Source organism: Emcibacter sp. SYSU 3D8, from assembly GCF_039655875.1.
In the GTDB taxonomy this organism is placed as follows: Bacteria; Pseudomonadota; Alphaproteobacteria; order SMXS01; family SMXS01; genus RI-34.
The window spans coordinates 12,532-38,449 of sequence record NZ_JBBYXK010000004.1 but is presented as its reverse complement, the minus strand read 5'-3'; the positions used below and the strand labels follow the sequence as shown (position 1 = coordinate 38,449).

General features: G+C 63.6%; 24 protein-coding genes and 1 tRNA gene. 6 read left to right on the top strand and 19 right to left on the bottom strand.

From position 1 onward, the window contains the following. Positions 1-285 precede the first annotated feature (285 nt). From WJU21_RS14170 to WJU21_RS14160, 3 genes are read right to left on the bottom strand one after another with little or no spacing between them, the layout of a single operon-like run. The gene (locus tag WJU21_RS14170; protein WP_346324105.1) at positions 286-618 is read right to left on the bottom strand and encodes a type II toxin-antitoxin system HicB family antitoxin; all 333 of its coding nucleotides are present in this window, start codon (positions 616-618) and stop codon (positions 286-288) included. Further along, entirely contained in the window at positions 615-869 is a 255-nt protein-coding gene (locus WJU21_RS14165; RefSeq protein ID WP_346324104.1) for a type II toxin-antitoxin system HicA family toxin, read from the bottom strand. The genes WJU21_RS14170 and WJU21_RS14165 overlap by 4 nt, the downstream gene beginning before the upstream one ends. Before the next feature lie 43 nt (positions 870-912). Beyond that, positions 913-1,647 (bottom strand): SDR family oxidoreductase, encoded by a 735-nt coding sequence (locus WJU21_RS14160; protein WP_346324103.1) that lies wholly within the window; start codon positions 1,645-1,647, stop codon positions 913-915. Between the two features lie 154 nt (positions 1,648-1,801). Here WJU21_RS14160 and WJU21_RS14155 point away from each other — a divergent pair, with 154 nt between their 5' ends. Next, the gene (locus WJU21_RS14155) at positions 1,802-2,314 is read left to right on the top strand and encodes a hypothetical protein (protein ID WP_346324102.1); all 513 of its coding nucleotides are present in this window, start codon (positions 1,802-1,804) and stop codon (positions 2,312-2,314) included. Here the strand turns inward: WJU21_RS14155 and WJU21_RS14150 are convergent. Continuing rightward, positions 2,311-2,520: a hypothetical protein gene (locus tag WJU21_RS14150; RefSeq protein ID WP_346324101.1), complete on the bottom strand. Its 210-nt coding sequence runs from the start codon at positions 2,518-2,520 to the stop codon at positions 2,311-2,313. The two genes, WJU21_RS14155 and WJU21_RS14150, sit on opposite strands and share 4 nt — an antisense overlap. Positions 2,521-2,662: 142 nt before the next feature. Here WJU21_RS14150 and WJU21_RS14145 point away from each other — a divergent pair, with 142 nt between their 5' ends. After that, the gene (locus tag WJU21_RS14145) at positions 2,663-3,931 is read left to right on the top strand and encodes a DUF445 domain-containing protein (RefSeq protein ID WP_346324100.1); all 1,269 of its coding nucleotides are present in this window, start codon (positions 2,663-2,665) and stop codon (positions 3,929-3,931) included. A 5-nt stretch (positions 3,932-3,936) separates the two neighbouring features. On the opposite strand, the gene WJU21_RS14140 is transcribed toward WJU21_RS14145, so the two are convergent. The 12 genes from WJU21_RS14140 to WJU21_RS14085 all read right to left on the bottom strand — a co-directional run bounded on the left by WJU21_RS14140 (position 3,937) and on the right by WJU21_RS14085 (position 15,326). After that, the gene (locus tag WJU21_RS14140; RefSeq protein ID WP_346324099.1) at positions 3,937-4,788 is read right to left on the bottom strand and encodes a MipA/OmpV family protein; all 852 of its coding nucleotides are present in this window, start codon (positions 4,786-4,788) and stop codon (positions 3,937-3,939) included. Between the two features lie 5 nt (positions 4,789-4,793). Next, positions 4,794-4,949, bottom strand: a complete 156-nt coding sequence (locus tag WJU21_RS14135) for a DUF3309 family protein (RefSeq protein WP_346324098.1) — start codon at positions 4,947-4,949, stop codon at positions 4,794-4,796. Between the two features lie 257 nt (positions 4,950-5,206). Beyond that, positions 5,207-5,755 carry a nuclear transport factor 2 family protein gene (locus tag WJU21_RS14130; RefSeq protein ID WP_346324097.1) on the bottom strand — a complete coding sequence of 183 codons (549 nt, stop codon included), beginning with the start codon at positions 5,753-5,755 and terminating at the stop codon, positions 5,207-5,209. A 262-nt stretch (positions 5,756-6,017) separates the two neighbouring features. Beyond that, positions 6,018-6,503, bottom strand: coding sequence for a VOC family protein (locus tag WJU21_RS14125; RefSeq protein ID WP_346324096.1), 486 nt, complete (start codon positions 6,501-6,503; stop codon positions 6,018-6,020). Further along, positions 6,500-7,798, bottom strand: coding sequence for an aromatic ring-hydroxylating dioxygenase subunit alpha (locus WJU21_RS14120; RefSeq protein WP_346324095.1), 1,299 nt, complete (start codon positions 7,796-7,798; stop codon positions 6,500-6,502). Before WJU21_RS14120 ends, WJU21_RS14125 begins: the two co-directional genes overlap by 4 nt. A 121-nt stretch (positions 7,799-7,919) precedes the next feature. Continuing rightward, the gene (locus tag WJU21_RS14115) at positions 7,920-9,092 is read right to left on the bottom strand and encodes an enoyl-CoA hydratase/isomerase family protein (RefSeq protein WP_346324094.1); all 1,173 of its coding nucleotides are present in this window, start codon (positions 9,090-9,092) and stop codon (positions 7,920-7,922) included. A 343-nt stretch (positions 9,093-9,435) separates the two neighbouring features. Next, positions 9,436-9,870, bottom strand: a complete 435-nt coding sequence (locus tag WJU21_RS14110) for a hypothetical protein (RefSeq protein WP_346324093.1) — start codon at positions 9,868-9,870, stop codon at positions 9,436-9,438. A 175-nt stretch (positions 9,871-10,045) separates the two neighbouring features. Next, the gene (locus WJU21_RS14105) at positions 10,046-11,137 is read right to left on the bottom strand and encodes a mechanosensitive ion channel domain-containing protein (protein WP_346324092.1); all 1,092 of its coding nucleotides are present in this window, start codon (positions 11,135-11,137) and stop codon (positions 10,046-10,048) included. A gap of 92 nt (positions 11,138-11,229) precedes the next feature. Then, complete coding sequence (locus WJU21_RS14100) at positions 11,230-11,976, bottom strand: SDR family oxidoreductase (protein WP_346324091.1); 747 nt, start codon at positions 11,974-11,976, stop codon at positions 11,230-11,232. A gap of 67 nt (positions 11,977-12,043) precedes the next feature. Further along, entirely contained in the window at positions 12,044-13,066 is a 1,023-nt protein-coding gene (locus tag WJU21_RS14095) for a glycosyltransferase family 2 protein (RefSeq protein ID WP_346324090.1), read from the bottom strand. 132 nt (positions 13,067-13,198) lie between these two features. Continuing rightward, positions 13,199-14,143, bottom strand: a complete 945-nt coding sequence (locus WJU21_RS14090) for a hypothetical protein (RefSeq protein WP_346324089.1) — start codon at positions 14,141-14,143, stop codon at positions 13,199-13,201. A gap of 46 nt (positions 14,144-14,189) precedes the next feature. Then, positions 14,190-15,326, bottom strand: coding sequence for a glycosyltransferase family 2 protein (locus WJU21_RS14085; RefSeq protein ID WP_346324088.1), 1,137 nt, complete (start codon positions 15,324-15,326; stop codon positions 14,190-14,192). Positions 15,327-15,777: 451 nt separating this feature from the next. Between WJU21_RS14085 and WJU21_RS14080 the strand changes: the two genes are divergently transcribed. Both WJU21_RS14080 and WJU21_RS14075 read left to right on the top strand, forming a co-directional pair. Further along, on the top strand, positions 15,778-17,169 hold the full coding sequence (locus WJU21_RS14080) for a nodulation protein NfeD (protein ID WP_346324087.1): 1,392 nt from the start codon (positions 15,778-15,780) through the stop codon (positions 17,167-17,169). 1 nt (position 17,170) lies between these two features. Further along, entirely contained in the window at positions 17,171-17,926 is a 756-nt protein-coding gene (locus tag WJU21_RS14075) for a slipin family protein (RefSeq protein WP_346324086.1), read from the top strand. A 55-nt stretch (positions 17,927-17,981) separates the two neighbouring features. On the opposite strand, the gene WJU21_RS14070 is transcribed toward WJU21_RS14075, so the two are convergent. Both WJU21_RS14070 and WJU21_RS14065 read right to left on the bottom strand, forming a co-directional pair. Next, a tRNA-Ile gene (locus tag WJU21_RS14070) sits at positions 17,982-18,058 on the bottom strand. A gap of 109 nt (positions 18,059-18,167) precedes the next feature. Beyond that, positions 18,168-20,585 carry a TonB-dependent receptor gene (locus WJU21_RS14065; protein ID WP_346324085.1) on the bottom strand — a complete coding sequence of 806 codons (2,418 nt, stop codon included), beginning with the start codon at positions 20,583-20,585 and terminating at the stop codon, positions 18,168-18,170. 476 nt (positions 20,586-21,061) lie between these two features. On the opposite strand from WJU21_RS14065, the gene WJU21_RS14060 reads away from it, so the two are divergent. Further along, the gene (locus WJU21_RS14060; RefSeq protein WP_346324084.1) at positions 21,062-22,132 is read left to right on the top strand and encodes an LLM class F420-dependent oxidoreductase; all 1,071 of its coding nucleotides are present in this window, start codon (positions 21,062-21,064) and stop codon (positions 22,130-22,132) included. Positions 22,133-22,230: 98 nt separating this feature from the next. Continuing rightward, positions 22,231-23,694, top strand: coding sequence for a TrkH family potassium uptake protein (locus WJU21_RS14055; RefSeq protein WP_346324083.1), 1,464 nt, complete (start codon positions 22,231-22,233; stop codon positions 23,692-23,694). Positions 23,695-23,780: 86 nt separating this feature from the next. Here the strand turns inward: WJU21_RS14055 and rpoD are convergent, their stop codons facing one another. Beyond that, positions 23,781-25,796, bottom strand: coding sequence for an RNA polymerase sigma factor RpoD (rpoD, locus tag WJU21_RS14050; protein ID WP_346324082.1), 2,016 nt, complete (start codon positions 25,794-25,796; stop codon positions 23,781-23,783). Positions 25,797-25,918: the final 122 nt, after the last annotated feature.

Below are 25,918 nucleotides of genomic sequence, written 5' to 3'. Positions count from 1 at the left end.
TATTGGTTGTAACCATCGCCGCATCCTTGGGTGGATGCTTTTATGGTGATGAGAACGCTGGCATGTGGTCCACGCCAGATCAGATCAAGGCTGCCGCATCGCGTTGCGGACTGAGCAACTTCGAACCTACGAAGGCTGGAGACGGTTGGGCTGCCTACGTCAGCGCGTCGGTGCCCGATCATGCGGCCAAGGAGAATTGCATCTATGCAGATCTTGCGAGCCAAGGGCGCCTCACCACGCGTTAGTCAGCGTCCACTTTCCCATAGCAGCCGCTTAAAAAGAGCGCTACGCCGCGGCTTCCTTGATCGTCTCAACGATCCATTCATTCAGGCTTTTGCCCGCCGCCGCCGCTGCAATGACCGCCGCTGCATGGTCTTCGGGGTCGAGGCGGACGTTGAACTTGCCGGAAAATTTCCGGCCTGGTTCAATACCCTTTTCTCTGCACATCTCCAGATAAACAGCCAGCGATCTATGGCCTTCCTCGATCAGATCGCGGACGCTTTCGGCATAGAAGTCCGCACCGCCGTTCAGGCCGACAAACTCACCGCGCAGCATCTGAATATCCGGATCGAAGGTGATGACCGCCTTCTCCCCATAGATCTCGATCACGTTGTTCATGGCCTTACTCCATGTTCGTCCAGCCATTTCCGAATGCCGGCAACCGCGCCCTTATCCGTATCCGGTGAAGGATGCGGGCGATGAAAGACACGCACTTCGCCGAACAGGAATACGCCGATCCGCGAACCCTCCCGTTCGCTGACTTCCGCCCCGAGAGCCACAAACAGTGCCTCGATCTCGGTCCAACGGATCGAACCGGTCACAGGGCGGGCGAAGATTAGCTCCAGCGTGGCTCTATGGCGTCGCTTCATGTGGATTGGTACCATAAAACAGTACTACCATCAAGCCTGGATTCTAAGCCCAGCCGCCTGCGAACGGCATGATGTTGCCGGTGATGAAATCGCTGCGGTCCGAGCAGTAGAACGCCACCAGATGCGCCGCCTCCTGCGGCTTGCCCAGACGGCCCAGCGGGATGTTCTTCATCATCTTGGCGTAGGCGTCCTTGTTGGCGATCAGCTCGGGCGGGAAATAGTCCGGGTTCTCGATGTAGTTTGCGGCGATGGCGTTGACCTGGATGTTGTCCCGGCCCAGCTCGCGCGCCAGCGACTTGACGATGCCGTTGGCGCCCGCCCGCGCCGCGGCGTACATGGAGTAATTGGCCAGGCCGTTGAGCGCCGAGGCCGAGGTGAGGAACAGCAGCTTGCCCGACTTGCGCGCCTTCATGTGCGGCACCGCGGCAGCGGCCATCATGAACGGAAACACCATCAGCGCCTCGATGCCGTCGCGAAAGTCCTGCGGATCGGCGCTTTCGATGGGCGCACGGATCGCCGGATGCGCATCGTTGTTGATCAGCACGTCGAGATGGCCCAGCGCGGTGAGCGCCTCGGCCACGATGTCGGCCGGCGCCGTGCTGGCGATGGCGGTCAGGTAGGCGCGGCCGGCGACGAACGCCTCGGCCCGCGCACTGTCGGCGAATGTGGGATCCTGGCAGACGACCGACGCCCCCTCGGCGAGCAGGCTGTCGCAAATTTCCGGGCCGGCCCAGTGGCTGGCGAAGGTGACAAGGATTGTGCGGTTTTCGAGCAGCATGATCTTCCCCTTTCAGTCCGCGGCGATCTGACAACGGGTCGGTGGCGAGGTCCAGCGTAAACATGCGCGCGTGACGGCGCACCAGCCATGCTTGTCATTGCAATGGGTGCGGCGGCTGCCGCACAGTGGCGCGCGACAATCCCGGAGGAACATCATGAACGCGGCCGATATCGGTTTCCTGATCCTGCGCCTGAACATCGCCGCCGTGTTCCTGCTGGCTGCGGCGGTCCATTCCAGCCCGCGCGGCTGGCATGGCCTGATCGTCGACACCGGCATCCTGCTGCGCGGCACGCCGCTCGCCGGACCGGGCGCGGTGAAACTGATGGCCACGGTCGCGCTGATCGCCATGTATGCGGGCGCCTTGTCGGTGCTGATCGGTATCGAGCCGAGGGTCGGCGCGCTGTTGCTGGCGCCGATCTGCGCCGGCGGCTTCATCACCCATCTGCGCAACCGCGACGATGCCATGGCCATGGGCAACAAGATCAACGAATCCGCGCCGCCGGCGCTGCGCGACGCCATCGGCCATCTGGCGTTCACCGCGTTCATCGGCCACTTCGCGGCGGCGCTGCGCAACGTGGTGATGACGTCGTTGATGGTATTTCTGTTCCTGGCGGGCGCCGGCAACTGGATCGTCAGCGATCACCTGGGCGCGCTGCTGTTCCGCTAGAACTTGCGCTGCGGCATCCGCGACAGCAGCGCGGCGGCTTCTTTCAGGATCTGCTCCTGGAAATGCTTCTGCAACTCGGGCTTGGTCAGGGCATGGCCGCAATGCGGGCACTGGCTGCCGACCATCTCACCCAGAGTCGCGGGACGTTCCGGCGCCTGATAGGCCGTCTTGCCACAGGCAGGGCACGGAACGACGACTTCTTGCACGGGCGGTACCTCCAGGTTGTACGATCCTAACACTCCATGCGCCATTAAACCCCGCGTCCATTACCCAAGCCGGGACGGGACCTGATCGGATGGCGCAGCGTTACGTTAAAGTTACAGTGCTGAAAACCATGGGGGCCGGCCAGTGACCGCTCTAAATACCGAAACTACCGCCGGATGGGAAGAGGTTCAGCGTCGGGCACTGGGACGCTACCGCCTGGGCGCGGGCCTGTTGCTGCTGTTCATGGCGGCAGTTTACGGGGCCACCCTGTTCTGGCCGATCGATGGATTCTGGATCGGCCTGGCGCATAACGGCGCCGAAGCGGCCGTGGTCGGCGGGCTTGCCGACTGGTTTGCGGTGACCGCCCTGTTCCGCCACCCGCTGGGCATTCCCATACCGCACACCGCCATCTTGCCCGCCAACAAGGACAGGATCGGGGAGAATCTGGGCAATTTCGTCGCCCGGCACTTCCTGGAACCCGAGACCGTCGCCGCCAAGCTCCGGTCGGTTGACGTGGCGGGACGGGTCGGTCGCTGGATGAGCGATCCGGGCGTGGCGCGGACGATCGCCGACCGCGCGGTCTCGGCCGTGCCCCGGCTGATGGCGACGGTCAGCGATGCCGACATACGGGCGTTCTTTCACCGGGCGCTGAGTCGCCAGCTCGACAACGTCAATCTGCCGGCGGTGCTGGGGAACGTGCTCGCCCTGCTCCGCGACACCAACCAGCATCACGCGGTGCTGGATCAGGCGCTGGTCGTCGCCCGGCGCTATCTGGACGAGAACCAGGACGCGATCTACGAAACCGTCGATGCCCAGAGCAAATGGTGGATCCCGCGCAGCATCGACCGCAAGGTGGCGTCGGTCATCGTCGGCGGGGTCTCGGACCTGCTGGGCGACATGACCAACCGAGGGCACCCGGTGCGGCTGAAATTCGACCAGGCCGTCGAGGAGCTGATCGGAAATCTGCGCGGCAGGCCCGCGACACAGCGGCAGGTGCGCGACTTTGCCGAGCGCATCCTCAACAGTCCCGCGGCGCAGGACTATCTGGCCAGCCTGTGGCAGCACCTGCGCGTACAACTCGAGGACGGCGACGGGATTCACTCGCAATCGCTCCGCGCCACGGTCGCCGACGGCATCCGGTCGATCGGCCGGACGCTCGACGAGGCGCCGGATATGCGCGAGCGCCTGAACGCCTGGCTCGACGACGCGGTGCGCACCGGCATCGTGCCGTGGCGGCGCGAGATCGGTGCGTTCATTACCGAAGTGGTGCGGGGCTGGGACGCAAAAACCCTTACCGACCGCGCCGAACTGGCCATCGGCCGCGACCTGCAGTTCATCCGGGTGAACGGCACCATCGTCGGCGGCCTGGTGGGCTGCGTGCTCTATCTCGCCGCGGTCCTGGCGGCACGTTAGGCCGGCTAGAACCGGTACTGGCCGGCAATGGACCACATGAACTGATTGGGACTGCCGCGCTGCCTGACCAGCGGACTATCCGAGGCGTCGCTCATCAGCCGCGAATAGGCGACATAGCTGGCGAATTCCCAGTGCTTCCACTTGTTGAAGCGGACGCCGACACGGGCGGCCACGTCCTTGATGCCCGAGCCGGCATGGAACTCGGGCAATCCGCTGGCGATGCTCTGAGCCTCGGTGATGCCGAAGTTGCGGCCCATGAAGTTGCCGCTGGCCCAGGTGACCTGCGCGCCGCCCTCCAGGTTGAAGCCGCCGCCAAGCGGCATCTGGGATCCGGCATAGACCGCGGCGAGCAGGCCGTCATGCCCGCCAGCCACATCGCGGCCGACCTCGACGCCGACAACGGCCCAACCCGGCCGCCATTCGGCAAAGCCGCCCAACTCGAAAGAATCGCTTACATCGCCGAGACCGAGCAGATCGGGCGAGGCATCTTCGTCACGGCCAAAGCGATAGCGCGCCTGCAGGCCGGTCACGAAATTCTCGTTGTGGATCGCGAAGACCCGGAGGCGGGTGTTGTTGATCGACGCCAGATTCTTGTAGCGCACGGCAAATTTGGGCATGACCCGGGCCTTGTAGCGGTCCGAGCCCTCGAAGCGGGGCGCCACCGATGTTCCGACGCCCAGCTTGACCCGGAAGTCGCCGCTGACATCGGTCCAGAAATCGCCCACGTCTTCCAGCAGGTCGGACTGGCCGAAATCAAGGCCGAAGAATGTATTGTCCGCTTGCGCGGCCGGCGCAGAGAGCAATGTCGTCAAAAGCGCGGCAATGCCGGCGCCGGCTACGCGAAGGGGTCGTGTCACTGAATCTAAATCCGTCCGAGCAGCAGCAGTACGACGATGATCACCAGCACCAGACCGATGCCGCCAGTCGGAGCATAGCCCCAATTGCGGCTGTGAGGCCATGCCGGCAATGCGCCGATAAGCAGAAGAATCAGAATGATAAGCAGGATGGTACCGAGCATGTTTCGCTCCATTGGCCCGTATCGGCCTGTTTGATTTGGTTACGCTCGGTAACGTCCGGGCCGGCTGTTTGGTTTCATGGCACCACCGCAGCCGGGACCTTTGCGCCGCGCGGAAACGGCAGTAACCGCCGCGCGGTTATGCAGCCCTCTCCCGTTCGGAAGAAGGTTGGGACGCAGGGCCGCCGCAGCCGGATCAGCCCGGATACATGTCAATCGGTGCTCCTGCCCTCTCGCCGGGGGCAGGAGCCGAAAGCGGCCTAGCCCGTGACGTCCTGGCCCATGCGGCGGAACAGCTTGTTTTCCGGCGACCGCGGCCTGGCGGGCTCGAGTTCGGGATGCATCACCGACTCACCCGGCGGGAACTGATGGTCGATGTGCCAGTCCAGCTTGAAGATGCGGCTGGCGATCTTCCAGTGCTTGTCGCGGCGCTCCCACACATCGAAATAGCGGCCGCCGAAGACATTCGTCTTGCCTTCATAGCCGCGGCCGCCGGCGATGCCGTAGACCTCGGCGTAGGCCTTGTTCGGGCCGTCGAACTCGATGGCCGGCGCGGCGCAGAGATGGAAGGTGGTTTCGCCATGCGCTTCGATATCCATCAATACCGGCTTGTAGTCTTTCCAGACGCCGACGAAGAAACCGAAATCCACATGGGCGTCGTCGTAGAACACTTCGTCCATCAGGGTCGGGTCGAGCCATTCCTGGCCGCGGCCATAGCGGGTGATCTGCTGCAGGATCTCGTCCCTGGATTTCAGTCGTTCCACCTCGGCGCGCAGCGCCTTCAGCTCGGCAACAAGGTCGTCGCTCATACCCGTCTCCCCTTTTCAATAATGCATTCAGGCAAGGCGGCGCCCTGCCTGGAAGCCGTGACCCAATGATTAAGTCACAGGTGCAGGTAATGTAGCCGGGGACCGGCGGCAACCGCCAGTCCCCTTGGTAATCGGTCAGAACAGGAAAAAGAGCAGGATCAACACCGGAATCGGCACGCCCAGCAGCCACAACAATCCCCACTTCATCGCGTCCTCCATTGATCGTTGGCGAATGCCCAACGAGCCGGGAAGCAAGCGGTTCCTAGAGCGGGTTGATGGCGGCGCCTTCGCGGATTTCCATGATCTCGAAGACATTGCCGAAGAAGTCGCGGCCGTAGGTGGCCGAGAAGCCGACCCGTTCGCCCTTCTCGTTGGTCACCATGCGGTCCGGTGCGACGTGGAAGCTAAGCCCGGCTTCGGTGAGCCGGTCGTAGACCTTCTGGATGTCCTTCACCTGCATGCCGAAATGGGTGTAGCCATATTCGTTCACCGGCCGCTTGGGATCCTGCGGGCCCGGTTCCGGGCTGGTATACTGGAACACCTCGATGTAGCAGTTCGGCGCCCGGCACATGAACGCCCTCGCGGCCGAATTCTTCAGGCCGACAATGGCGTCGTTCCACTCGTTGCCGGCTTCCCAACCGCCGATCTCGGCATCCTCGAAACCGAGGATGTCCACATAGAATCGCCGCGCCAGCTCGATGTCCGGCACCGCGACAGCCACGTGGTGAATTCCGATGACGTCACTCATTTTCCGTTCTCCCCGTCGATATAGTCCATCAGCGTCTTGTGCATGTGGCGGATGCGGCGCTCCTGGTGGCTGATCCACAGCCCCTTGAACGCCGACGAATTGGTGCCCTTCTGGACGTGCGGCAGGTTCACCGAATCCTGGTCGAGCACCAGACCCAGCGACTTCTCGCCGTGCTTGAACTGGTCGTGGTCGGGCAGCGGCGGGCGCGGCTTGCCCTTGGGCACGTAATTATAGAACTGCACGTCGTAGTACATCTTGTTGGGATCTGTTTCGTGCGGCCGCTGGCGGAAGAACAGCATCCATTCCGCAAAGATGTTCATCGTGATGTTGGGGTAGATGTAATAGTGGTAGTCGTCCACGACCTGATCGTCGTTCAGGTCGGAATAATCCATCCCCAGCTTGTCCTGGTTCTCGCGCTTGAACTTGCTGACCGCGCGCCGGATTTCGGGCACCCGGCCATTCCATGGCGCCGGATCCATGCCGATGGACGTCATGTATTCGGCGACGATCTCCGGGACTTCTTCCGGAAGGTAGCCGAGCCGCGGGCTGCACGCCTGATAGGGGATCAGGTAACGGCTGTGCTTGTCGTACAGGTCGATCTGGATGTTCACGTCGTCGTTGTTGTAGAGCAGTTCCGGGTGGATGCACTGGACGTGATAGACCTCGTTGAACGCGTCAACCGATGCTTTCCAGTTGCAATCCCATTCGACGGTCCAGTTCGACGTCATGGCCATCTTGTCGAAATGGTAGGCGTCCAGGTGCTCGGGAATGATGCCCAGATAATCCAGCAGCGGTTCGGCGTCCGGGTTCAGGTTGAACCACACGAAACCGCCCCATGTATCGGTGTTGATGGTCTTGAGGCTGAGCTGATCCCTGGGGCAGCCCTGGGCAAAATCCTGCTCGTCGGGGACGCTGACCAACCGGCCGGTCAGGTCATACTCCCAGAAGTGATAGGCGCACTGCAGGGTGCGGGAATTGCCGGTCTTGTCGAACTTGACCTGGTTTCCCCGGTGGTTGCAGACGTTGTAGAAGGTGCGCGCCTTGCCGTCCTCGCCGCGCACGATCAGCAGCGATTCAGGGCCGATCTCGGTGGTGACGTAATCGCCGGTCTCGGGGATTTCCTCCTCGCGGCAGCCCATCAGCCACGTCTTGGTCCACATGCGCTCCCATTCGAGCTGCATGAACTCTTTCGACGTATAGCGGCTGGCCGGAATGATATCCGTGCCCAGATCAGGTTCCGGCGCTTTCGCGGCCGGCGTCCAGACGTCTTCCGTCACCCTGACAATCGCGTTCATCGCTCAGTCTCCCCGACTTCGATACTCCGTCATCGCTATTTGTATATCACAGTATAGGAAGGCCGTGCCTGACAAATCAGTCTGCACAATCCCTTGCTTGTCCGGTCCCGCGCCGGCCGCGTCACGCGCAGTCCTCCAGCCCGTCGATCAGACCCCAGGCCAGTGCTTCCTCGGCGGTCAGCCGGTGGCTGGAGAGGCCCAGGTAACAGGTGCGGTGACGGCCGATGCGGCGGCGCACGGTCACCGTGCCGCCGGCGCCCGGGATGAGGCCCATGCCCACCTCGGGCAAGCCCAGCCGCGCGCTGCGGTCGGCGGTAATGCTGCCGGCCGCGGCCGCGATCTCGATGCCCGCGCCAAGGCATGCGCCATGCAAACGCACGGAAACCCGGTCGGTGCAGCGGTGTACCAGCGACGACACGGACCGGGCGATACGGACGGCGTGCGCCAGTGCCTGGTCGGTGGCGCTGCCGAACTCGTCGAGGTCGCCGCCGCTGCAGAATGACGGCCCCTCGCCCTTCAGCAGGATGCGGCTGATCATCGGATCGGCCACCGCGGCCCGGAGCGCCTCGGCAAGCTGGTCACGCATGCGGGCATTCAGGCCGTTATGCGCCGCCGGCCGGTTGAGACTGATGCGCAGCAGCGCGCGCTCACGCTCGACGTCGACCAGGTGTTCCGGCTCCGCGCTGCGGCGGCGGGCGGGATTGGCGGCACGCCAGGCGTGAAATTCGCCGCCCGCGAGCAGGGTCGAATAGGCGAAGGATTCAAGTATCAGCCCCTCGTCGAACGACAGGCTGGCGCCCATGCGCAGCACCTGGGCGAACACCGAGGCGGCGAACGGTGTCGCTGCCGCGCGCGCACTGAGCCGGCCGATCTCGCGATCCAGGTCTTCGGGCGCGACGCGGACCCATTTCTTGCCGGTCGCCTCGCCCGTCGTCAGCAAGATGTCGAACAGGTCCGCGACTCCGCCGGGGACCGCGCCACCCCTGTCGACGCCGATCCGGACACCCGACCGCGGCGCCAGCGCGCAGGTCTCGCGCAGCGCGGCAATCGTGGCCTGATCCAGATCGATGACGGTCAATGGCAACTCGCCCACCGGCGAAAAGATCTCGCTCGCAGCGGGCTCGCCGGCGAGGGAGGCCGGGGCTTCGTCCTGTGCGTCCTCGCGCTGATCGGCTGATGGCGTCATGGTGTCCTGGGGCGCGGTTGCGAGCACTTGAGCCTCGGGTCCGGTGTGCTGCAGCTTGCCTTTGTCGGTGTAAGGAAGGCGGTCGGCGAAGCGGATCTCATGAGGCACTTTAGTAGACTGCGGCCGATGACGCACCCCGCGCGGCATGCCGGCAAGCACCTGCCGGGGGAACCACCAGCCTCATACCGCGTTACCGTACCGACATGCTCGTCCGAGGCCCGTTCACACCGGGCCCAGAATTTCGCCCAGCTCCCCTGCGGTACGGAAATTCAGGCCTTGCCGGGTATGTCCAGTTCCAGCGCCGGCAGGGGTCAACCTACCGGCTCCAGCCGGCGCCGGACCAAACTGCTCCCACAGCCATAGCCTCGCCCGTGCCTGAAGCACGACGATTCCGGGACCGCGCCATCTGGGCCATGAATCGGCGTTAATGCCCGACCGTCAGATAGCCGGTTTACTGGTTGCGGTAGGTACCGCCGGTGTAGCGGTATTTCTTGTCGTCGTTGATCATGAGGTCCAGCCAACCGCCCGTCCTGCTATCGAGGATCTCGGCGTTTTCCACGCCGGGCACGCTGAACAACACGTCATAGGCGCCGGTGGGTTTGGTCATCACGAACACACACGGACCGGCATTGCCGCAGATATAGGTATTCTTGACCTGCCCGAATATCTCCGGGGTTCCATCGCCATTGAGGTCGACCTTGAACGCGGCAATCGCTGTCGAACTGCCGGCCTCCTGCTGTGCCTCATCTATGGAATCAGCCCATGCCGTTCGCGATGCCTCGACGGCATCGGGTTCACTTCGGGCCGCAAAATCGACAGGCGCCGCAAGGGCCGGTACGGCGAACAGCACGGCACCCGCCAACGCTATACAGAGACGTGTCCTCATGATTCCTCCCCCGAGTCTCAATCGACGCAAAAAGTCTAGCACAGCTGCAAGGACATTTCCTGCCGATATGAATGTTTCATTGCACCGCCGGCGAAAAAAAATGTCCCCGCGAACGCCGGTCCGAGATGCAATTTCCAGGCTGCTGCTGGCCGCCCCGGACCGGAGGCGACCGACGTCAGCCGCCGGCAGGCGGAGGGCCATCGGCCGTCAGATCTACCCGGTGCCGCGGCAGCGCCTGCGGAAATTCGCGCTGCAGGAAGTCGATCATCTTCTCCCGCACCTCGCAGCGCAGGTCCCACGCCCTAGGCGACGTGCTGGCGCTGACCAGCGCGCGCAATTGCATTGCGTTTTCGGTCCCTTCGGTCACCTGCAGGTTGACCACCTGTCCGTCCCAGAGTTCGCTTTCCCTGGCGACCTTATCGAGCTTCTGCCTCACCCGTTCGACGGGGACGGTGTAATCCACATAGAGATAGACCGTGCCGATGATCGAGGCGGTCGTGCGCGTCCAGTTCTGGAACGGCTTCTCGATGAAGTAGCCCAGCGGCACCACCAGCCGCCGCCAATCCCACAGTTTGATGACCACGAAGGAGCTGTTGATCTCCTCGATCCAGCCCCACTCTCCTTCCACCACGACGGCATCATCGACGCGGATCGGCTGGGTGATGGCGATCTGGATACCGGCGATCAGGTTGCTCAGCACCGGGCGCGCCGCCAGGCCGAGGATCAACCCCGCCGCGCCCGCCGACGCCATCAGGCTGACGCCGAACTGGCGGGCGGTATCGAATGTCATCAGCATCAGCGCCAGGAAGACGACGACCACCAGGGTTTTCGCCGTCCGCTTCAGAATCCGCACCTGGGTGACCATCTTGCGCGCATGCAGATTGTCCGCAACGTCAAGGCGGTAGCGGCGCAGATAGAGATCCGCGCTCAGGTCGCACAGGATCAACAGCGTCCAGCCCAGCAGAAACAGCAACGCAAGGACGCCAACCCGGTCGATGAGCGTCTCCACCGCGGGTGACACCTCAAGGAACCGCGACAGGAGCGCCGCCACGAGGACGGGGATGCCCAATCTGACCACGCCGCGGGTACGTCGCAGTGCTTGCGCGGTGAAGATTTGTCCGGGGTGCCGGTCGATCCTGCGCAGCAGCGCGCCATGCAGGGCAAGAGCCGAGGCTGCAACCACAACGGCGACGGCGCTGGCGATCAGCCAGAACGGCACCCAGCCAAACCCTTGGCTGTCGGCGAGATTGTCGAACAGTTCCGGCATCGCCGCCCCTTTATCGCAGGATGGCCCGAACTGTTGGAATTAGCCCTCGATCCGGTGGCGGCAACCCGCGCCGGCACGGGGCAGGGTTTCGCTCAGGTGATACCGCCGTCGACAGCGATCACCGAACCGGTCGTGAACGACGAATGATCGCTGCCGAAATAGAGCGCGGCGGTGACGATCTCGTGCGGCCTGCCGATACGTCCGGCAGGGTTGGTGGCGTTCTTGTCCGCCTCCTCGCGCCACGACTTCGAGATGTCGGTCCAGAACGGGCCTGCCATGATGCAATTGACCCGCACCTTGGGCCCGTACTCCTGGGCGAATGCCTTGGTGATGGCGTTGAGTCCCGCCTTGGCGCCGGCATAGGGAGCGATGTCAGGGGTGGGCCTGATGGCCCCGATGCTGCTGATGTTGATGATCGAGCCTCCGCCAGCCTCGACCATGCGCGTCCCGATCAGCGACATCAGCCGGAACGGCCCTTTGAAATTGACCGCCAGTATCTTGTCGATCAGCGCCTCGCTGGTCTCCAGCGACGATGGTGCGACCGGCGAAATGCCGGCATTGTTGATCAGCACGTCGACCTTGCCGAAGGCCAGGTAGGCGGCGTCGACTAGCCGCTCCATGTCATCCCACTTGCTGACATTGCAGGCCTGGGCAAGCGCCTTGCGGCCCATGCCCTCGATCTCCCGGCAGGCCTTCTCGCAATCTTCCAGCTTGCGGCTGGCGACGATGATGTCGGCGCCCTGATTGGCGAAGGCCAGCGCCATGTCGCGGCCAAGGCCGCGGCTGCCGCCGGTGACCAGCACCACCTTGCCGGTCATATCGAAATAGTCGGTCGTCATCCGCTCTCCCCTGCCACTGCCGCGTGGTCACTCGATCCTGTTATCCTAGAACGGCTGGACGCAGCCGTCACGGCCAGTCGATGGCGCTCATCAGCCCCGCTTCAACCAGGGAAGCCGACCCCTCATATCGTCGTGATTCCTCCCAGACCGCCGAGAGGTCAGGTAGGGACTGAAGCAGCGGCAACGCCTCGCGATATGCCTTCGAGTCGTTGAAATAGGACCTTCGGTGCACGGCAGTCTCCGCCCGTTCGACGAGGTCTGACATCAGCTTGAAGTGCAGCAGGATACCTGTCGGGGATACGAAGTTCAGGTCAAAGGGGTGAACGGTATGCGAGTCGAATAGCGTGATGTCCTTGGACCAGCGTGCGAACGGCGTCTTTCCGAGTTCCACGTAGAACGTCCGGCCAGGACAACTGAACAAACGCTGCCTGGGGCCGCCGCGGAACTTGCGAATACGCGTCCTTGTCCCTGCAGCATCCTCGCCGATCGGTTCATAGCCGCGCCCGTCGAACAGCGGGCATATTTCGGTCAATCTCTGGTCCCGCGATGGTATGGCGGCGCGGAGCGGACCGGCCGGATACATGTCGAGCAGCATGGCCGGCAATGACCGCTGGCCGCCCGCCTCAAGGACGTGAACGAGATCGCCAAGGCCATGCCGTTCGCAGCCATCGTAAACCAGCAGTTCGTCGGCGTCGGCCATTACGCCCCAGTGATCGGCGTAGCGCCCTCGTGCAAGTCCCGACAGCCAGAACGCACCGCCGCGCGCCCGGGCGAACGGCGAACTGGTCGCGAACAGGTCCACATCCGGCTGGTCCGCCATAAAGTCAGCGGTCCCGTCCACCGAGCCGTTGTCCACGCACACAAATCGGTCCACGCCGAGGCTGCGATAGTGCCGCAGGAAATCGGGGAGCCGCATCATCTCGTCGCGGACCGCCAGAAAGCAAAGTATCTGGTGCGGTGACGTTGGCCTGGCCTTGATCGGGAGCAGGTCCCGTGCATGCTGGCGCGCCTGCCATCGCCGATAGAAGACGCGCAGCACGTCGGCTGACGAAGGGCACAGCCGCTCGACACGGGCTCTGACTCGCCTCATGGATCCCCCGCCCCTCCTGATGGGCCGTCGATTCTAGTGCGCTCCATGGCGCCGCGCCAGTGTCGGCACGGCGCCGCCGCTGGCATTACCGGCAGCGCAAGCCATTACCCGTCCAGCCAGCGCGCCGCCGCGTCAGCAGCCGGTAGCCCCGGCATAGTAGCGCTCGATTTCAGCCTTGCGCGCCGTGACCCTGGCGATTCTCTCCGTCACCTGCCGGACGAATGCCAGCGCGTGGCCGGCATCGACTATGGCGGCACTGGCCGCGCCCTGGGTCACCGGCGCCATGCGCTGGCGCATGGCCGGGGCCTGGATTGCGCTCCAGGCGGCGACCACCATGTCGGCATGGGCGATCTCGGGGGCGATTGCCGCCCGCATCTGCACCAGCAAGGGCTGATGCCTGGGCAGGTAGGTCCTAGCGAGCGCGATATGTTTCGGCACATAGGACAGGGCGAGGTTGCGCATGGCGAGCGGGTCGCGATCGGCAGCCTCGCCGTCGCAGATCGGTATCCTTTTCGTCTCAGCGGCCTGTTGCGCGGCCAGCTTCTCCTCGTCAGCCCGCCACTGCCGGTCGAGATCGGCCTGGGCGGCGGTCAATTCCTGCAGTTTCTGCCGCACGGCGGTGGCTTCCGGATAGGTCTGGATCTTTTCGATCTGGGTGCTGTCGCCGTCGCTCACCGCCGTGGCGCGGCCCACCTGCGGGTTCATCTCCTGCGCCAGCCGCTGGGCGACCGCCATTTTCTGGTCGAGCGGCATGGCCTCGAGCTCGGCCTGACCTTTGGGCGTCGCATAGTACTCCACCAGCGGCGTCATCTGCGGCGCCTGCGCCTGCTGGGCCGAAGGAGACTGGGCGCCGGGCAGGCGATGCTGCGCGTCGTCGAGAGCCTTCTGGGCGGCCTTCAGTGCCGTGCCTTCCACGGGACCGGCTTCGGCTGGCACCCACATGGCGGACGCGGCCTCCACCGTCGCCGGCAGCGCGGGCATTCGCTGGAGCAGATCCTGATAGGTTCCCGCCACAGCGGCCGAAACGGTGACGGAAATGGCCAGGACAAGCCCGGCGAAAACGACAAAACGCTTCATGGGTACCCCCTGGTGGTCATAAAATTTTGATTGCCTTGCGGCGCTGCTACTTCTTCTGTCTCCAGGTAAAAAGGCTGGTGGCCGCGTAATTCCAGACCGATCCGACCAGCACGCCGGCAAGTCCCGCGCCCCACCACACATAGTCGCGATCGAACAGCGCCGTCGCGACGCCCACATTGGCCACCGCGCCCAGCGAGCAGACGACGTAAAAACTGAACAGACCCTTGGTGATCCGCCATATCCCCTTGAGGCGGCGATCACGGTAGGTCAGCAAATTGTTGAGGAAGAAGTTGAAGGTCATGGCCGAAATGGTGGCGATGATGGTCGACGCCTGGAAGTCGGCGTTCAGACCCTTCAGCAGAAGGGTCAGCACGCCGAAATGCACGAAGACGCCAAGGCCGCCCACGATCAGGAACATCAGGAACCGGACGGGGATCAGGCGCCCGAACAGCTTGTCGGCCACCAGCATCAGATATTCCCACGTCACCAGGGCATCGAGCTTGCTCTCGCCGTGCTGGCGGGTGCGGAATTCATAGGGCAGCTCGCGCAGCCGCAGCGTGCTGGAATGGGAGGCGAAGATGTCGAGCAGGATCTTGTAGCCCTGGCCCGACAGGTTGCGCATCGCCCCAGCGAACGCCTCGCGGGTCAGCATGAAGAAGCCGCTCATCGGGTCGGTCAGCTCGGCGCGGATGATCAGTTTGGCAATACGGGTGGCGGTGCGGCTGATGAACTGGCGCGACGCGTCCCACTCGCCCATGCCGCCCCCTTCCACGTAACGCGATCCGACGACCACGTCCGCCTTGCCGCCACGCAGCACGGCCAGCATGTCGGGCAGCAATGTCTCGTCATGCTGCAGGTCGGCGTCGATCACCGCCAGATAGGGTGCCGAGCTGCTGAGCATGCCCTCGACCACGGCCGACGACAGGCCGCGGCGGCCAATCCGGTGGATGTAACGCACCGCCGGATCGCTGCGCGCCACCGATTGCAGCTCCTGCAGCGTGCCGTCCTGGCTGTCGTCGTCGACGAACACCACTTCATAGCTGTCGCCCTTGAGCGCCTTGGCGATCAGGCCGAGCAGCGGTCGGATATTGTCGCGTTCATTGAAGGTCGGCACCACGATGGTCAGCTCGGGCGGCGCGCGGACGGCCGGCGCCGACGCGACGGCCGCTGACAAATCATCCATAAAGCGCTCCGGCGAAAATCGTCACCATGCCAATACTTATGCGTGAGGCGCGCGCGAAACGAAAGCCAGTTCGGCATCTGTCCATGCCGGCAAGGAGGCTCGCCCGCATCCAAATATCGCGGCCGGCCGCCTTCTCGCCCGCCGGCGGCATGACCCGGTCAGTTTTTCCAGGCTGCCGTGCACGGGAAGAATTGGCCGCCTGGAAACCGGGCTCCGAACGCCGCCCACAAGGTCTGTTGCCATCGGTTGTCGGCGCACCTGTAGAACAGGCCAATTCAGCCTGGTCATTGCCCAGCAAAACCGGGGCAATCATCAGACATCGAAACCGGTCCATATAATGCTAGACTTCCGGCTTGGGACTGATGCGGCGTTGTAGAGCAACCGACAACCGCACTGTTCCATGATGGCAGCTGCGACTTGCTGCAACCGTCGAATTCGGGGAAGCGAATTAATGACAGTAGTGCTGTCTGGTCTCCGCCGGTTCATTGCCCCGCTGCTGATCGTGGCCGGCATGGCGGGGCTCGCCTTTGCTCAGGCACCGCAGCAACGCGTTCTGGTCCTCGACGTCCAGGAGGCAATCGGACCGGCTTCGGCCGAATATATCGAATCGGGACTTGAACGGGCAGCCCGGGAGAATGCCGCGCTGCTCGTGATCAGGATGGACACGCCGGGCGGGCTCGAGACGTCGATGCGCGACATCATCAGGGGCATTCTGGCGTCTCCGGTGCCGGTTGCCACCTTCGTCGCCCCTTCCGGGGCCAGGGCGGCCAGCGCCGGGACCTATATTCTCTATGCCAGCCACATAGCCGCCATGGCCCCGGGCACCAATCTGGGCGCGGCGACACCGGTCAATCTGCAGGGGCCGCCGACCGAACTTCCCGGCCGTGACCCGAAACCCTCGGACAAGGCAAAGGACGAGGAAAAAGATACCGAAAGCGCCAAGGGAAGCGCCTCCACCGCCAAGGCCGTGAACGATTCCGCCGCCTATATCGAAAGCCTGGCCGAACTCAGGGGGCGCAATGCCGAATGGGCCGTCAAGGCGGTCCGCGAGGCCGCGAGCCTGCCCGCCTCCAGGGCGCTGGAGTCCGGCGTCATCGACATGATCGCCCAGGATGTGCCGGCCCTGCTGCAAGCGCTGGAGGGCCGCTCGATAAAGATCATGGGTGAAGACAGGGTGCTGAAGCTGGCCAGACTGACGGTTGAATCGCTTGAGCCCAGCTGGCGCACCAAACTTCTGTCGGTCATCACCAATCCCAACATCGCACTGCTGCTGATGATGGTGGGGGTCTATGGCCTGATCCTGGAGTTCTATAATCCGGGCACGTTCATCGCCGGCACCATTGGGGGTATCTCGCTCCTGCTGGGCCTTTACGCGCTCAATGTTCTGCCGGTCAATTATGCCGGCGCCGCCCTTATCGCTCTGGGACTGACATTGATCGTCGCGGAAGCGTTCACGCCGTCCTTCGGCATGCTGGGCATCGGCGGGGGTGCGGCCTTCGTGGTCGGCGCCACGTTGCTCTTCGACACGGAATCGCCGGAATTCCAGGTTTCACCCGGATTCGTGATCACGACCACGGTGATCCTCGGCGGCCTGATGATCTTCCTGCTGGGACTGGCCCTGCGCGCCCACCGGCGGCCCATCGCGGCAGGCGAGGAAGCAGCGCCGGGCACGATCGTCGAGGTTATCGACTGGCGCGGACATACCGGGGCCGTGCTGTACAGGGGAGAGCGCTGGAAGGCGCAGGGTCCCGCCGAATTCAGACCCGGGCAGACCGTTCGCGTCAGCGGGCGAGACGGCCTCACGCTTACCGTCACGTCATCCGAACCTCAGAGGAGCACTTAGCATGGTCGACGTCGGCTTTCTCGGGGCAGGCATCCTGCTGGTCCTGCTGTTTCTCTTCTCGGCGATCAAGGTCCTCAAGGAATATCAGCGGGGCGTGGTGTTTACGCTGGGGCGGTTCACTGGGGTGAAGGGGCCCGGCCTGATCATCCTGATTCCGCTCGTGCAGACCATGCAGCGCGTGGACCTGCGCACCATCGTGCTCGATGTGCCGACCCAGGACGTCATTTCCCACGACAATGTCTCGGTCGCAGTGAATGCCGTCGTCTATTTTCGCGTGGTCGATCCGGAACGGGCGATCCTCCAGGTGGTCGAGTACATGTCCGCCACAAGCGAACTCGCGCAGACCACGCTGCGCTCGGTACTGGGCAAGCATGAACTGGACGAAATGCTGGCCGAGCGCGACAAGCTCAACAGGGACATCCAGGAGATTCTGGATACGCAGACCGATGCCTGGGGCATCAAGGTCTCGAACGTCGAGATCAAACACGTGGATCTGAACGAATCCATGGTGCGCGCCATCGGCAAGCAGGCCGAGGCAGAGCGGCTCCGCCGCGCGAAGATCATCAACGCCGAGGGCGAACAACAGGCGGCCGAGAAGCTCATCGAGGCCGCGAAGATACTGGGATCTGTCGAACAGGGGATGCAGCTTCGGTATCTGTCGGCGCTCCAGGAGATCGCCGGAGAGAAAGCCTCAACCCTGGTACTGCCCCTGCCCATTGAAGCATTCAGATATCTGACCGGGTCCAGATCGTCATGACCCCTTAGCGAAACCCGCCGACGTCCGGGCTCTCTGGCAGCAGCGTCAGACTGTGTGGTGGGCCCGGCAGGACTCGAACCTGCAACCAGACCGTTATGAGCGGCCGGCTCTAACCAATTGAGCTACAGGCCCCCGAGGCGAGGACGGCATCTGATAGCATCATTGCGCGCATTGCCAAAGCCCCTGAAACGGCGAATGCCGGGACCGGTCGGCGGCCCCGGCTTTCCATTCATTCAGACCGTCAGTAGCGCCAGGTGAACTGGAGCTCGACGGTGCGCCGGACGATCGGCGTGCCGTAGCGGTCCGCGACGAACCCGCGCTCGGTACCGGTGTTGCCGCCCGTGCCCGGCGTGTCGCCGGCCGACAGCAGCGCGTATTTGTTGGTCAGGTTCTTGCCGATGACGGCGAACTCCCAGTTGCGGTTCTCGTTGCCGAACCGGATCGCGGCATCGAACGTGGCATAGCCCTTCTGCTCGTCATACGGGTTGTTGAACCCGCCGAGACGGTGCTTGGACTTCCATTTCACGTTGGACGACAACCCGATCAGCAGGCCATTGCCGATCGGCGCCTCATAGTCGATGCCGAACGAGCCGGCCCATCTGGGCGCCAGCGCGCGGGTCTGGCCCGCCAGCTGCTGCTTGGGCACCTCGCCGGCGCTGATCGGCAGGTTGCAACCCTGGCTGGGCTTCTGGCCGGCATAGCAGGGCGCCACAAAGTCGGTGTATTTGGCGATGTTGTAGGCCAACGATCCGGTCAGCGTCAGGCCGGTAACCTGTTCGGGCACCCAGGTGAACTGCAGCTCGGCGCCATCCGTCTTGGCGCCGCCCGCATTCTCGGTGATGAACGCAAAGGTCGGCGAGTTGAAGAAGTCGATCTGCAGGTCCTTGAACTTGTAGTGATAGGCCTCGAGCTCGACGCTGAGGGTCCGGTCGAACAGCGAGGCCTTGATGCCGCCCTCGAAACCCTTGACGTGCTCGGGTGCGAAGACGAAATCGGGCAGCGAGGTCGAGGGGTCGTTGTTGACGATGGTGATCGTCGAATGGATGGCGCTGTTCGAGAAGCCGCCCGACTTGAACCCTTCCTTGTACGCCGCATAGAGGGTGAGGTCGTCGGTCGGCTCCCAGCGCAGCGTGGCCTCGGGCGAGGCGTCGTTGAACGACTGATCGGCCTCCAGCGTGTAGCCCTGGTAGAAGATGCCGGTGAAGAACGGGTTCACATAGGGCTGGATGAAGTAGGAATCCTTGGTCTCGTGCAGGTAGCGCACGCCGCCGGTAAGCTGCAGCTGGTCGGTGATGTCCCAGATCAGCTCGCCATAGACCGAGATCGTCTCGCCGGCGGTTTCGGAAATCTTGTCATAGGCGACGTACTGCCGGGTCGGATCGGTCACCGCCGAGTTGTCGGCGCCGGCGAAGATCACGTCCTGGGTGAAGTAGCGCTGGGTGTCCTGGTAATAGACGCCGAGCACCGCGTTGAGCGGGAAATCGAATTTGGTCACCGCCCGGACTTCGGTGGAGAAATTCTTGAAGGTGTTGTGCTCGCCGGCAAAGGTCGAGGTGGCGCCGCCGCCGTCGAAGTCGCCCACCCAGTTGGTGCGCTGGCGGTGGAAATTGAGGATCGCGGACAGGTCGATGGGGTCGAAGTCCATGTCGAACTTTCCGGTCACGCCATAGGACCGGTACTCTTCGCCCAGCTGGCTGCCGAACCAGTTCAGCAGCGGGTCGGTGGCCGCGATATCCGGGGGAATCGGGTTCTGTGCGCCGCGCCAGTCGGGGACGCACTCTGCCTCGGTATTGGGAATCGGCTTGTTGAAGCCGGGATTGTCCGGATCGGCCACGCTGGCGTGAGGCTGACCGTTCAGGGTCGGGCAGGCGAACAGCTCGGTGCCCTGGGTGGTCGAGATGCGGTAATCGGCAAAGCTGCCCTTGATGGTGTAGGTGAAACGGTCGCTGGGCGTGCCCTTCATGGTCAGGCGCGCATAGAACGATTCCTCGGCCGGGAACTTGTTCTCGGTCGGCGCACCGTTCGGATGCACCGTCTGCTGGAAGGTGGCCGCATCGGTGGTCACGTAATTCGTCGGCCCGGCGTTGTTCTCGATATAACCGCCCCACATCTTGGTGCCGCGCAGCGCCAGGCGGATGCCGAACTTGTCGGTCAGCGGCACGGAAATGGTGGATTCGGCCACCAGCCGCTGCTGCTCGATCTCATAGCCAACGCGGGCCATGGCCTCGAATTCGTTGCCCGGATCGTTGGTGGTGATCGCCAGCACGCCGGCGGTGGCGTTCTTGCCGAAATACAGCGCCTGCGGCCCCTTCAGCACGGCCACTTGGGAGACATCGAACAGCCCTTCGTCGATAACGCGGCCCTGCGGGTAGTAAACGCCGTCGAGGATGACCGCGACCGACTGCTCGATGCCGATACTCGTGGAATTGGACTGGATGCCGCGGATCGAGATGCTGGCGCCGCTGCCGGATCCGCCCCGGACGATGGTGAGCTGGGGTGCGACAGCCGCCACATCCTCGAGGCTCTTGAGCGCGAATCTCTCGATCTTCTCTTCGCCGATAGCGGTGATCGCCACCGGAATGTCACGCACTTCCTGCTGTTCGCCGCGCGCCTGGACCACGACCTGCTCGATCTGGGCATGGGCGGGCGCGGCGGACATGAGTGCCGCCCATAGGGGCGAACTGGCAAGCAGGAGATGTTTGAGACCTTGAACCGCGCGCGGCGCGGTGGAGCGCTGTTTCATTGGCTTTCCCTCCCCAGAGAACAATTACCAGCGACGGCTGTTTAATGAACAGCCAGCCATAACGTTACACGCGAACGGTTACCGCGTTAACTCTGAAAATCAGGAAGGGTCCAGTTTTCAAGCGTCGCCGTAGGACTGAGCGGCATCGCAGGCAATGAAATCAACGCATCTGCACACGGTGCAGGCCAGCGAGGCATCAACCCTCAGGCCACCGTCTCCCTGGGCTGCCTGATGGCCCAATGTTACACGCGACCGGCCCTGGTACCGCCCGTATTCCCGGTGATCAATCCTTGATGATTTTACCCGCCGGTAACACCAGTTGCGCGTCGACCGGCGAGACGCTAGCGTGCAGAATCAAGCGAAGCCCGCCAACGGATCAAGGGAGAGCGGCAATGAAGAACATCAAACTGGGGCTGATGATCGGCTATTCGGGGCAGCAGATGAGCCTGCCCATGGACAAGATCAAACTGGCGGAGGAACTGGGCTATGACTCGGTCTGGACCGCCGAGGCGTACGGTTCGGACGCGGTCACGCCGCTCGCCTACATCGCCGCCCACACCAAGCGCATTCGCCTGGGCACGGCGATCATGCAGATGGCCGCCCGGTCGCCGACCATGGCCGCCATGCAGGCCGCCACCGTCGACGCGCTGGCCGGCGGCAACCGCTTCATCGCCGGCATCGGCATGTCGGGCCCGCAGATCGTCGAGGGCTGGTACGGCCAGCCCTGGGGCAAGCCCTATCACTGGATGAAGGACTACATCACCATCATGCGCAAGGTGTTCGCGCGCGATGCACCCGTCACCCATGACGGCCAGCAATTGCCCTTGCCGCTGCCCGCCGACCGTCCCGGCGCCATGGGCATCGGCAAGCCGCTGAAGTCCATTCTGCACACCAACCCGAATATCCCGATCTGGACCGGCTCGGGCACCGAAACCATGGTGAAGCTCACCGCCCAATTGGCCGACGGCTGGCTGCCGCTTGGCTGGACTCCGCGCGGCATGGAACTGTATGGCGACTGGCTGAAAGAAGGCTTCGCCAAGGCCGGCAACGGCAAGAGCATGGACAATTTCGAGATTCAGGCCGGCGTGGGGGTGCACATCACCGACGACGTCAAGGCCGGCCTCGCCCTGCTGAAGCCGACCATTGCGCTCTATGCGGGCGGCATGGGCCACAAGGACAAGAACTTCCACAAGGACCGGATGGTGAAGTTCGGCTATGGCGACGCCGCCAACCGCATCCAGGAATTGTACCTGTCGGGACGCAAGGAAGAGGCTGCCGCAGCCGTGCCCGACGAATATGTCGACGAGCAGAACCTGATCGGCCCGGAAAAGCGCATCCGCCAGAACTGGGCGGCATGGGCGGATTCCGGCTGCACCGGCATCTCCATCGGCGCTCGCCAGACCGAGGCGATTCACCTGATGGCGGACATTGCCGGCAGCAAGGAAAACATCGCCGCCGAATAGGCTGGCCCGTGTTCAGCGACGAACGGCCCCGCTCCGGCGGGGCCGTTCCGATTCATGGCCTGCTTGATGCACCGGCCAAGGCAGCGTAAGGAACAGGCGTGATTGATCTGCGCCCCATCCTTCAGGTTATCGGCATGCTGCTCGGCATTCTGGCCGTGACCATGCTGATTCCGGCCGCCGTCGATCTCGCTTATGTCCATACCGAGAGCCTGGGTTTCGTGGGCTCGGCGGTGATCACCGGGTTCGCCGGCGCGCTGCTGTGGCTGGGCAACCGCGGCCACTCCCACTCGGAAATGTCACTGCGGCAGACCTTCCTGCTGACGGTGCTGACCTGGTTGGTGGTGAGCATCTTCGCCTCGCTGCCGATGATGTTCGGCCAGTCGCGCCTCAGCCCGGTCAACGCCCTGTTCGAGACCATGTCCGGCCTGACGACGACGGGCGCGACCGTGATTTCCGGCCTCGATTATATGCCGGCTGGGCTGCTGCTGTGGCGTGCGCTGCTGCACGCCATGGGCGGCGTCGGCATCATCATCGTCGCGCTGGCGCTGCTGCCCATGCTGCGGGTGGGCGGCATGCAGCTGTTCCGCACCGAATCGTCGGAAAAGGACAAGAAGCTGCTGCCCAGCACCGGCCAGCTCGCGCTGGCGATCACCGGTGTGTTCGCCGTTCTGGTCGGGCTGTGCTCGCTCGCCTATCTGATGGGCGGCATGTCGCTGCTCGACGCCATCTGCCACGCCCTGTCGACCGTGGCGACCGGCGGCTTTGCCAATTACGATTCATCCATCGCGGTGTTCGACAGCCTGTATCTCGAGACGGTCGCGGTGGTGTTCATGCTGGCGGGTTCGCTGCCCTTTACGGTCTATGTGGCGATCACCAGCCGCAAGTTCACCATGAAGTCGATTCCGTCTTTGTTCGACGACCAGATCCGCTGGTTCCTGATCTTCTGCGCCGCGGTGTCGCTGGTCATGAGCGCCTGGCTGTATTTCAGCACCCACCTGTCGCCGGGAAACGCGCTGCGCCACGGCACCTTCAACGTGATCTCGGCGATCACCACCACCGGCTTCGTATCCGCCGATTACCTGCAGTGGGGCGGCGGCGCGACCATGGTCTTCTTCGCGCTCTACTTCGTCGGCGGCTGCACCGGCTCGACCACCGGATCGGTGAAGATCTTCCGCTACCAGGTGCTGTTCCAGGCCATCCGCCGGATCCTGTTCCGCATGGTCAACCCGCACGGCGTGATGAGTCTCAGGCTGAACGGCACACTGGTCAGCGAGGAAACGCTGACCTCGGTGATCGCCTTCATGTTTTTGTTCTTCGTCACCATGTTCGTTCTGGCGGTGGGGTTGACGCTGACCGGCGTGAATTTCATGACCGCGCTCAGCGCGGGCGCGGCCATCGTCTCCAATGTGGGCCCCGGCCTGGGCGACATCGCCGGTCCGGCAAGCAATTATGCGGGCTTCTCAGACAGCGCCAAGCTGATGATGTGCGTCGGCATGCTGCTGGGCCGCCTGGAGCTGTTCACGGTCTTCGTGCTGTTTACCCGCAGCTTCTGGCGGGTCTGAGGCGGCCTCCCGCACCGTCCCTCTGCAGTCCCGCAACGGAAAACGGCTCCCGAGGGAGCCGTTCCATCACCCGATGACAGGGCGTATCAGGTATCCAGGAAGCTGCGCAGCTTGCGGCTGCGGCTGGGGTGCTTCAGCTTGCGCAGCGCCTTCGCCTCGATCTGCCGGATGCGTTCCCGGGTCACCGAGAACTGCTGTCCCACTTCCTCGAGGGTGTGGTCGGTGTTCATGCCGATGCCGAAACGCATGCGCAGCACCCGCTCCTCGCGCGGCGTCAGCGAGGCCAGCACCCGCGTCGTGGTCGAGCGCAGATTGTCCTGGATCGCGGCGTCTAGCGGCTGGACCGCATTCTTGTCCTCGATGAAGTCGCCCAGATGGCTGTCCTCCTCGTCGCCGATCGGCGTCTCGAGGCTGATCGGCTCCTTGGCGATCTTCAGCACCTTGCGCACTTTTTCGAGCGGCATGGAGAGCTTTTCGGCCAGTTCCTCGGGAGTCGGCTCGCGGCCGATCTCGTGCAGCATCTGGCGCGAGGTGCGCACCAGCTTGTTGATGGTCTCGATCATGTGGACCGGAATACGGATCGTCCGCGCCTGGTCGGCGATCGAGCGGGTAATCGCCTGGCGGATCCACCAGGTGGCATAGGTCGAGAACTTGTAGCCGCGGCGATACTCGAACTTGTCCACCGCCTTCATCAGGCCGATGTTGCCTTCCTGGATCAGGTCAAGGAACTGCAGGCCGCGGTTGGTGTATTTCTTGGCGATCGAGATCACCAGTCGAAGATTGGCCTCGACCATTTCCTTCTTGGCGACCCGGGCTTCCTTCTCGCCCTTCTGGACGGTCTGGACGACGCGCCGGTATTCGCTGATCGGCAGGCCGCTGTGCTGGCTGATCTCGGCGATCTCCTTGCGGATCGCCTCGGCCCGGACGGCTTCCCGCTCGGCAAAAGCCTTCCAGCCCTTGCCCGGCAGCTGTCCCACCTTCTGCAGCCAGTCCGGGTCCAGTTCGTGACCCTGGTATTGCTGCAGGAACTCCGTGCGATTGACCTTGTTGCTCTCGGCAAGGCGCAGCAGCTGCCCCTGCAGACCGAGCAACCGGCGATTGTAGTTGTAGAGCTCTTCGACCAGCGTCTCGACGCGGGAATTGTTGAGATGGACGATGTTGACCAGCGCGATGATCTCGGCCTTGAGCGTCCGGTATTTCTTGTCCTGGGCCGGTGAGAAGGTGCCCTGGCGGAGCTGCACATCGAGGCGCGCTTGCTGAAGCTTCTCCAGCTTCTTGTAGGTGGCCGAGATCTGCTCGAATTTCTCGATCACCTCGGGCTTCAGCCGCTCTTCCATTACCGAAAGCGATACGGCGGCCTCGTCGGCGTTCTCTTCATCGTCGTCGGCACCCGGAGCGCCGGCCGGCGCGGGCCCCTCCTCTTCTGCCTCGTCCTCTTCATCGTTCTCGTCGCTCGAGGCTTCGGTGCCTGCGGGCGGGGCGTCCTCGCCGGCCATTTCGGCCGGCAGCGAGTCATTGGCACCAGGACCGGCGCCATAGGTGGCATCCAGGTCGATGATGTCGCGCAGCAGCAGCTGCTGGTTGATCAGCTGGTCATGCCAGTCGGTGATGGCGGCGAATGTCAGCGGGCTTTCGCACAGGCCGTCGATCATGGCATTGCGGCCGGCTTCGATACGCTTGGCGATGGCGATCTCGCCCTGACGGGACAACAGCTCGACGCTGCCCATCTCGCGCAGATACATGCGCACCGGGTCGTCGGTGCGATCGACCTCGACTTCCTTGGTGCGCGGGCCGCTCAGTTCGTCGTCTTCGGCCCCCGCAGGCGCGTCTCCCGTTTCCTCGGAATCTTCGGCCGCTTCCTCGTTCTCGATGACGTTGATGCCCATCTCGGACATGATCGCCATGATGTCCTCGATCTGCTCCGAGGACAGCTGATCCTGCGGCAGCACCCGGTTCAGTTCGTCATAGGTGACATACCCCCGCTCCTTTGCGGCGGCGATCATCTTCTTGACCGCTTCCGCGGACGAATCGACGAGCGGGCTGTCGCCCGACTCCTCGGTCTCGTCGCGCTCTTTCACCGACTCGGATGCGTCCTTCGCCATGAACGTCTCTGCTCCTCTAAGGCTTGCAGTACGCGGATAAACATCCGGCGATGCAGCCTGAACTTCGTGTCTCGAACTAAGCCGCCAGAACGCTTGTGGCGCCTGGCTGTTTCCTCGTTGTT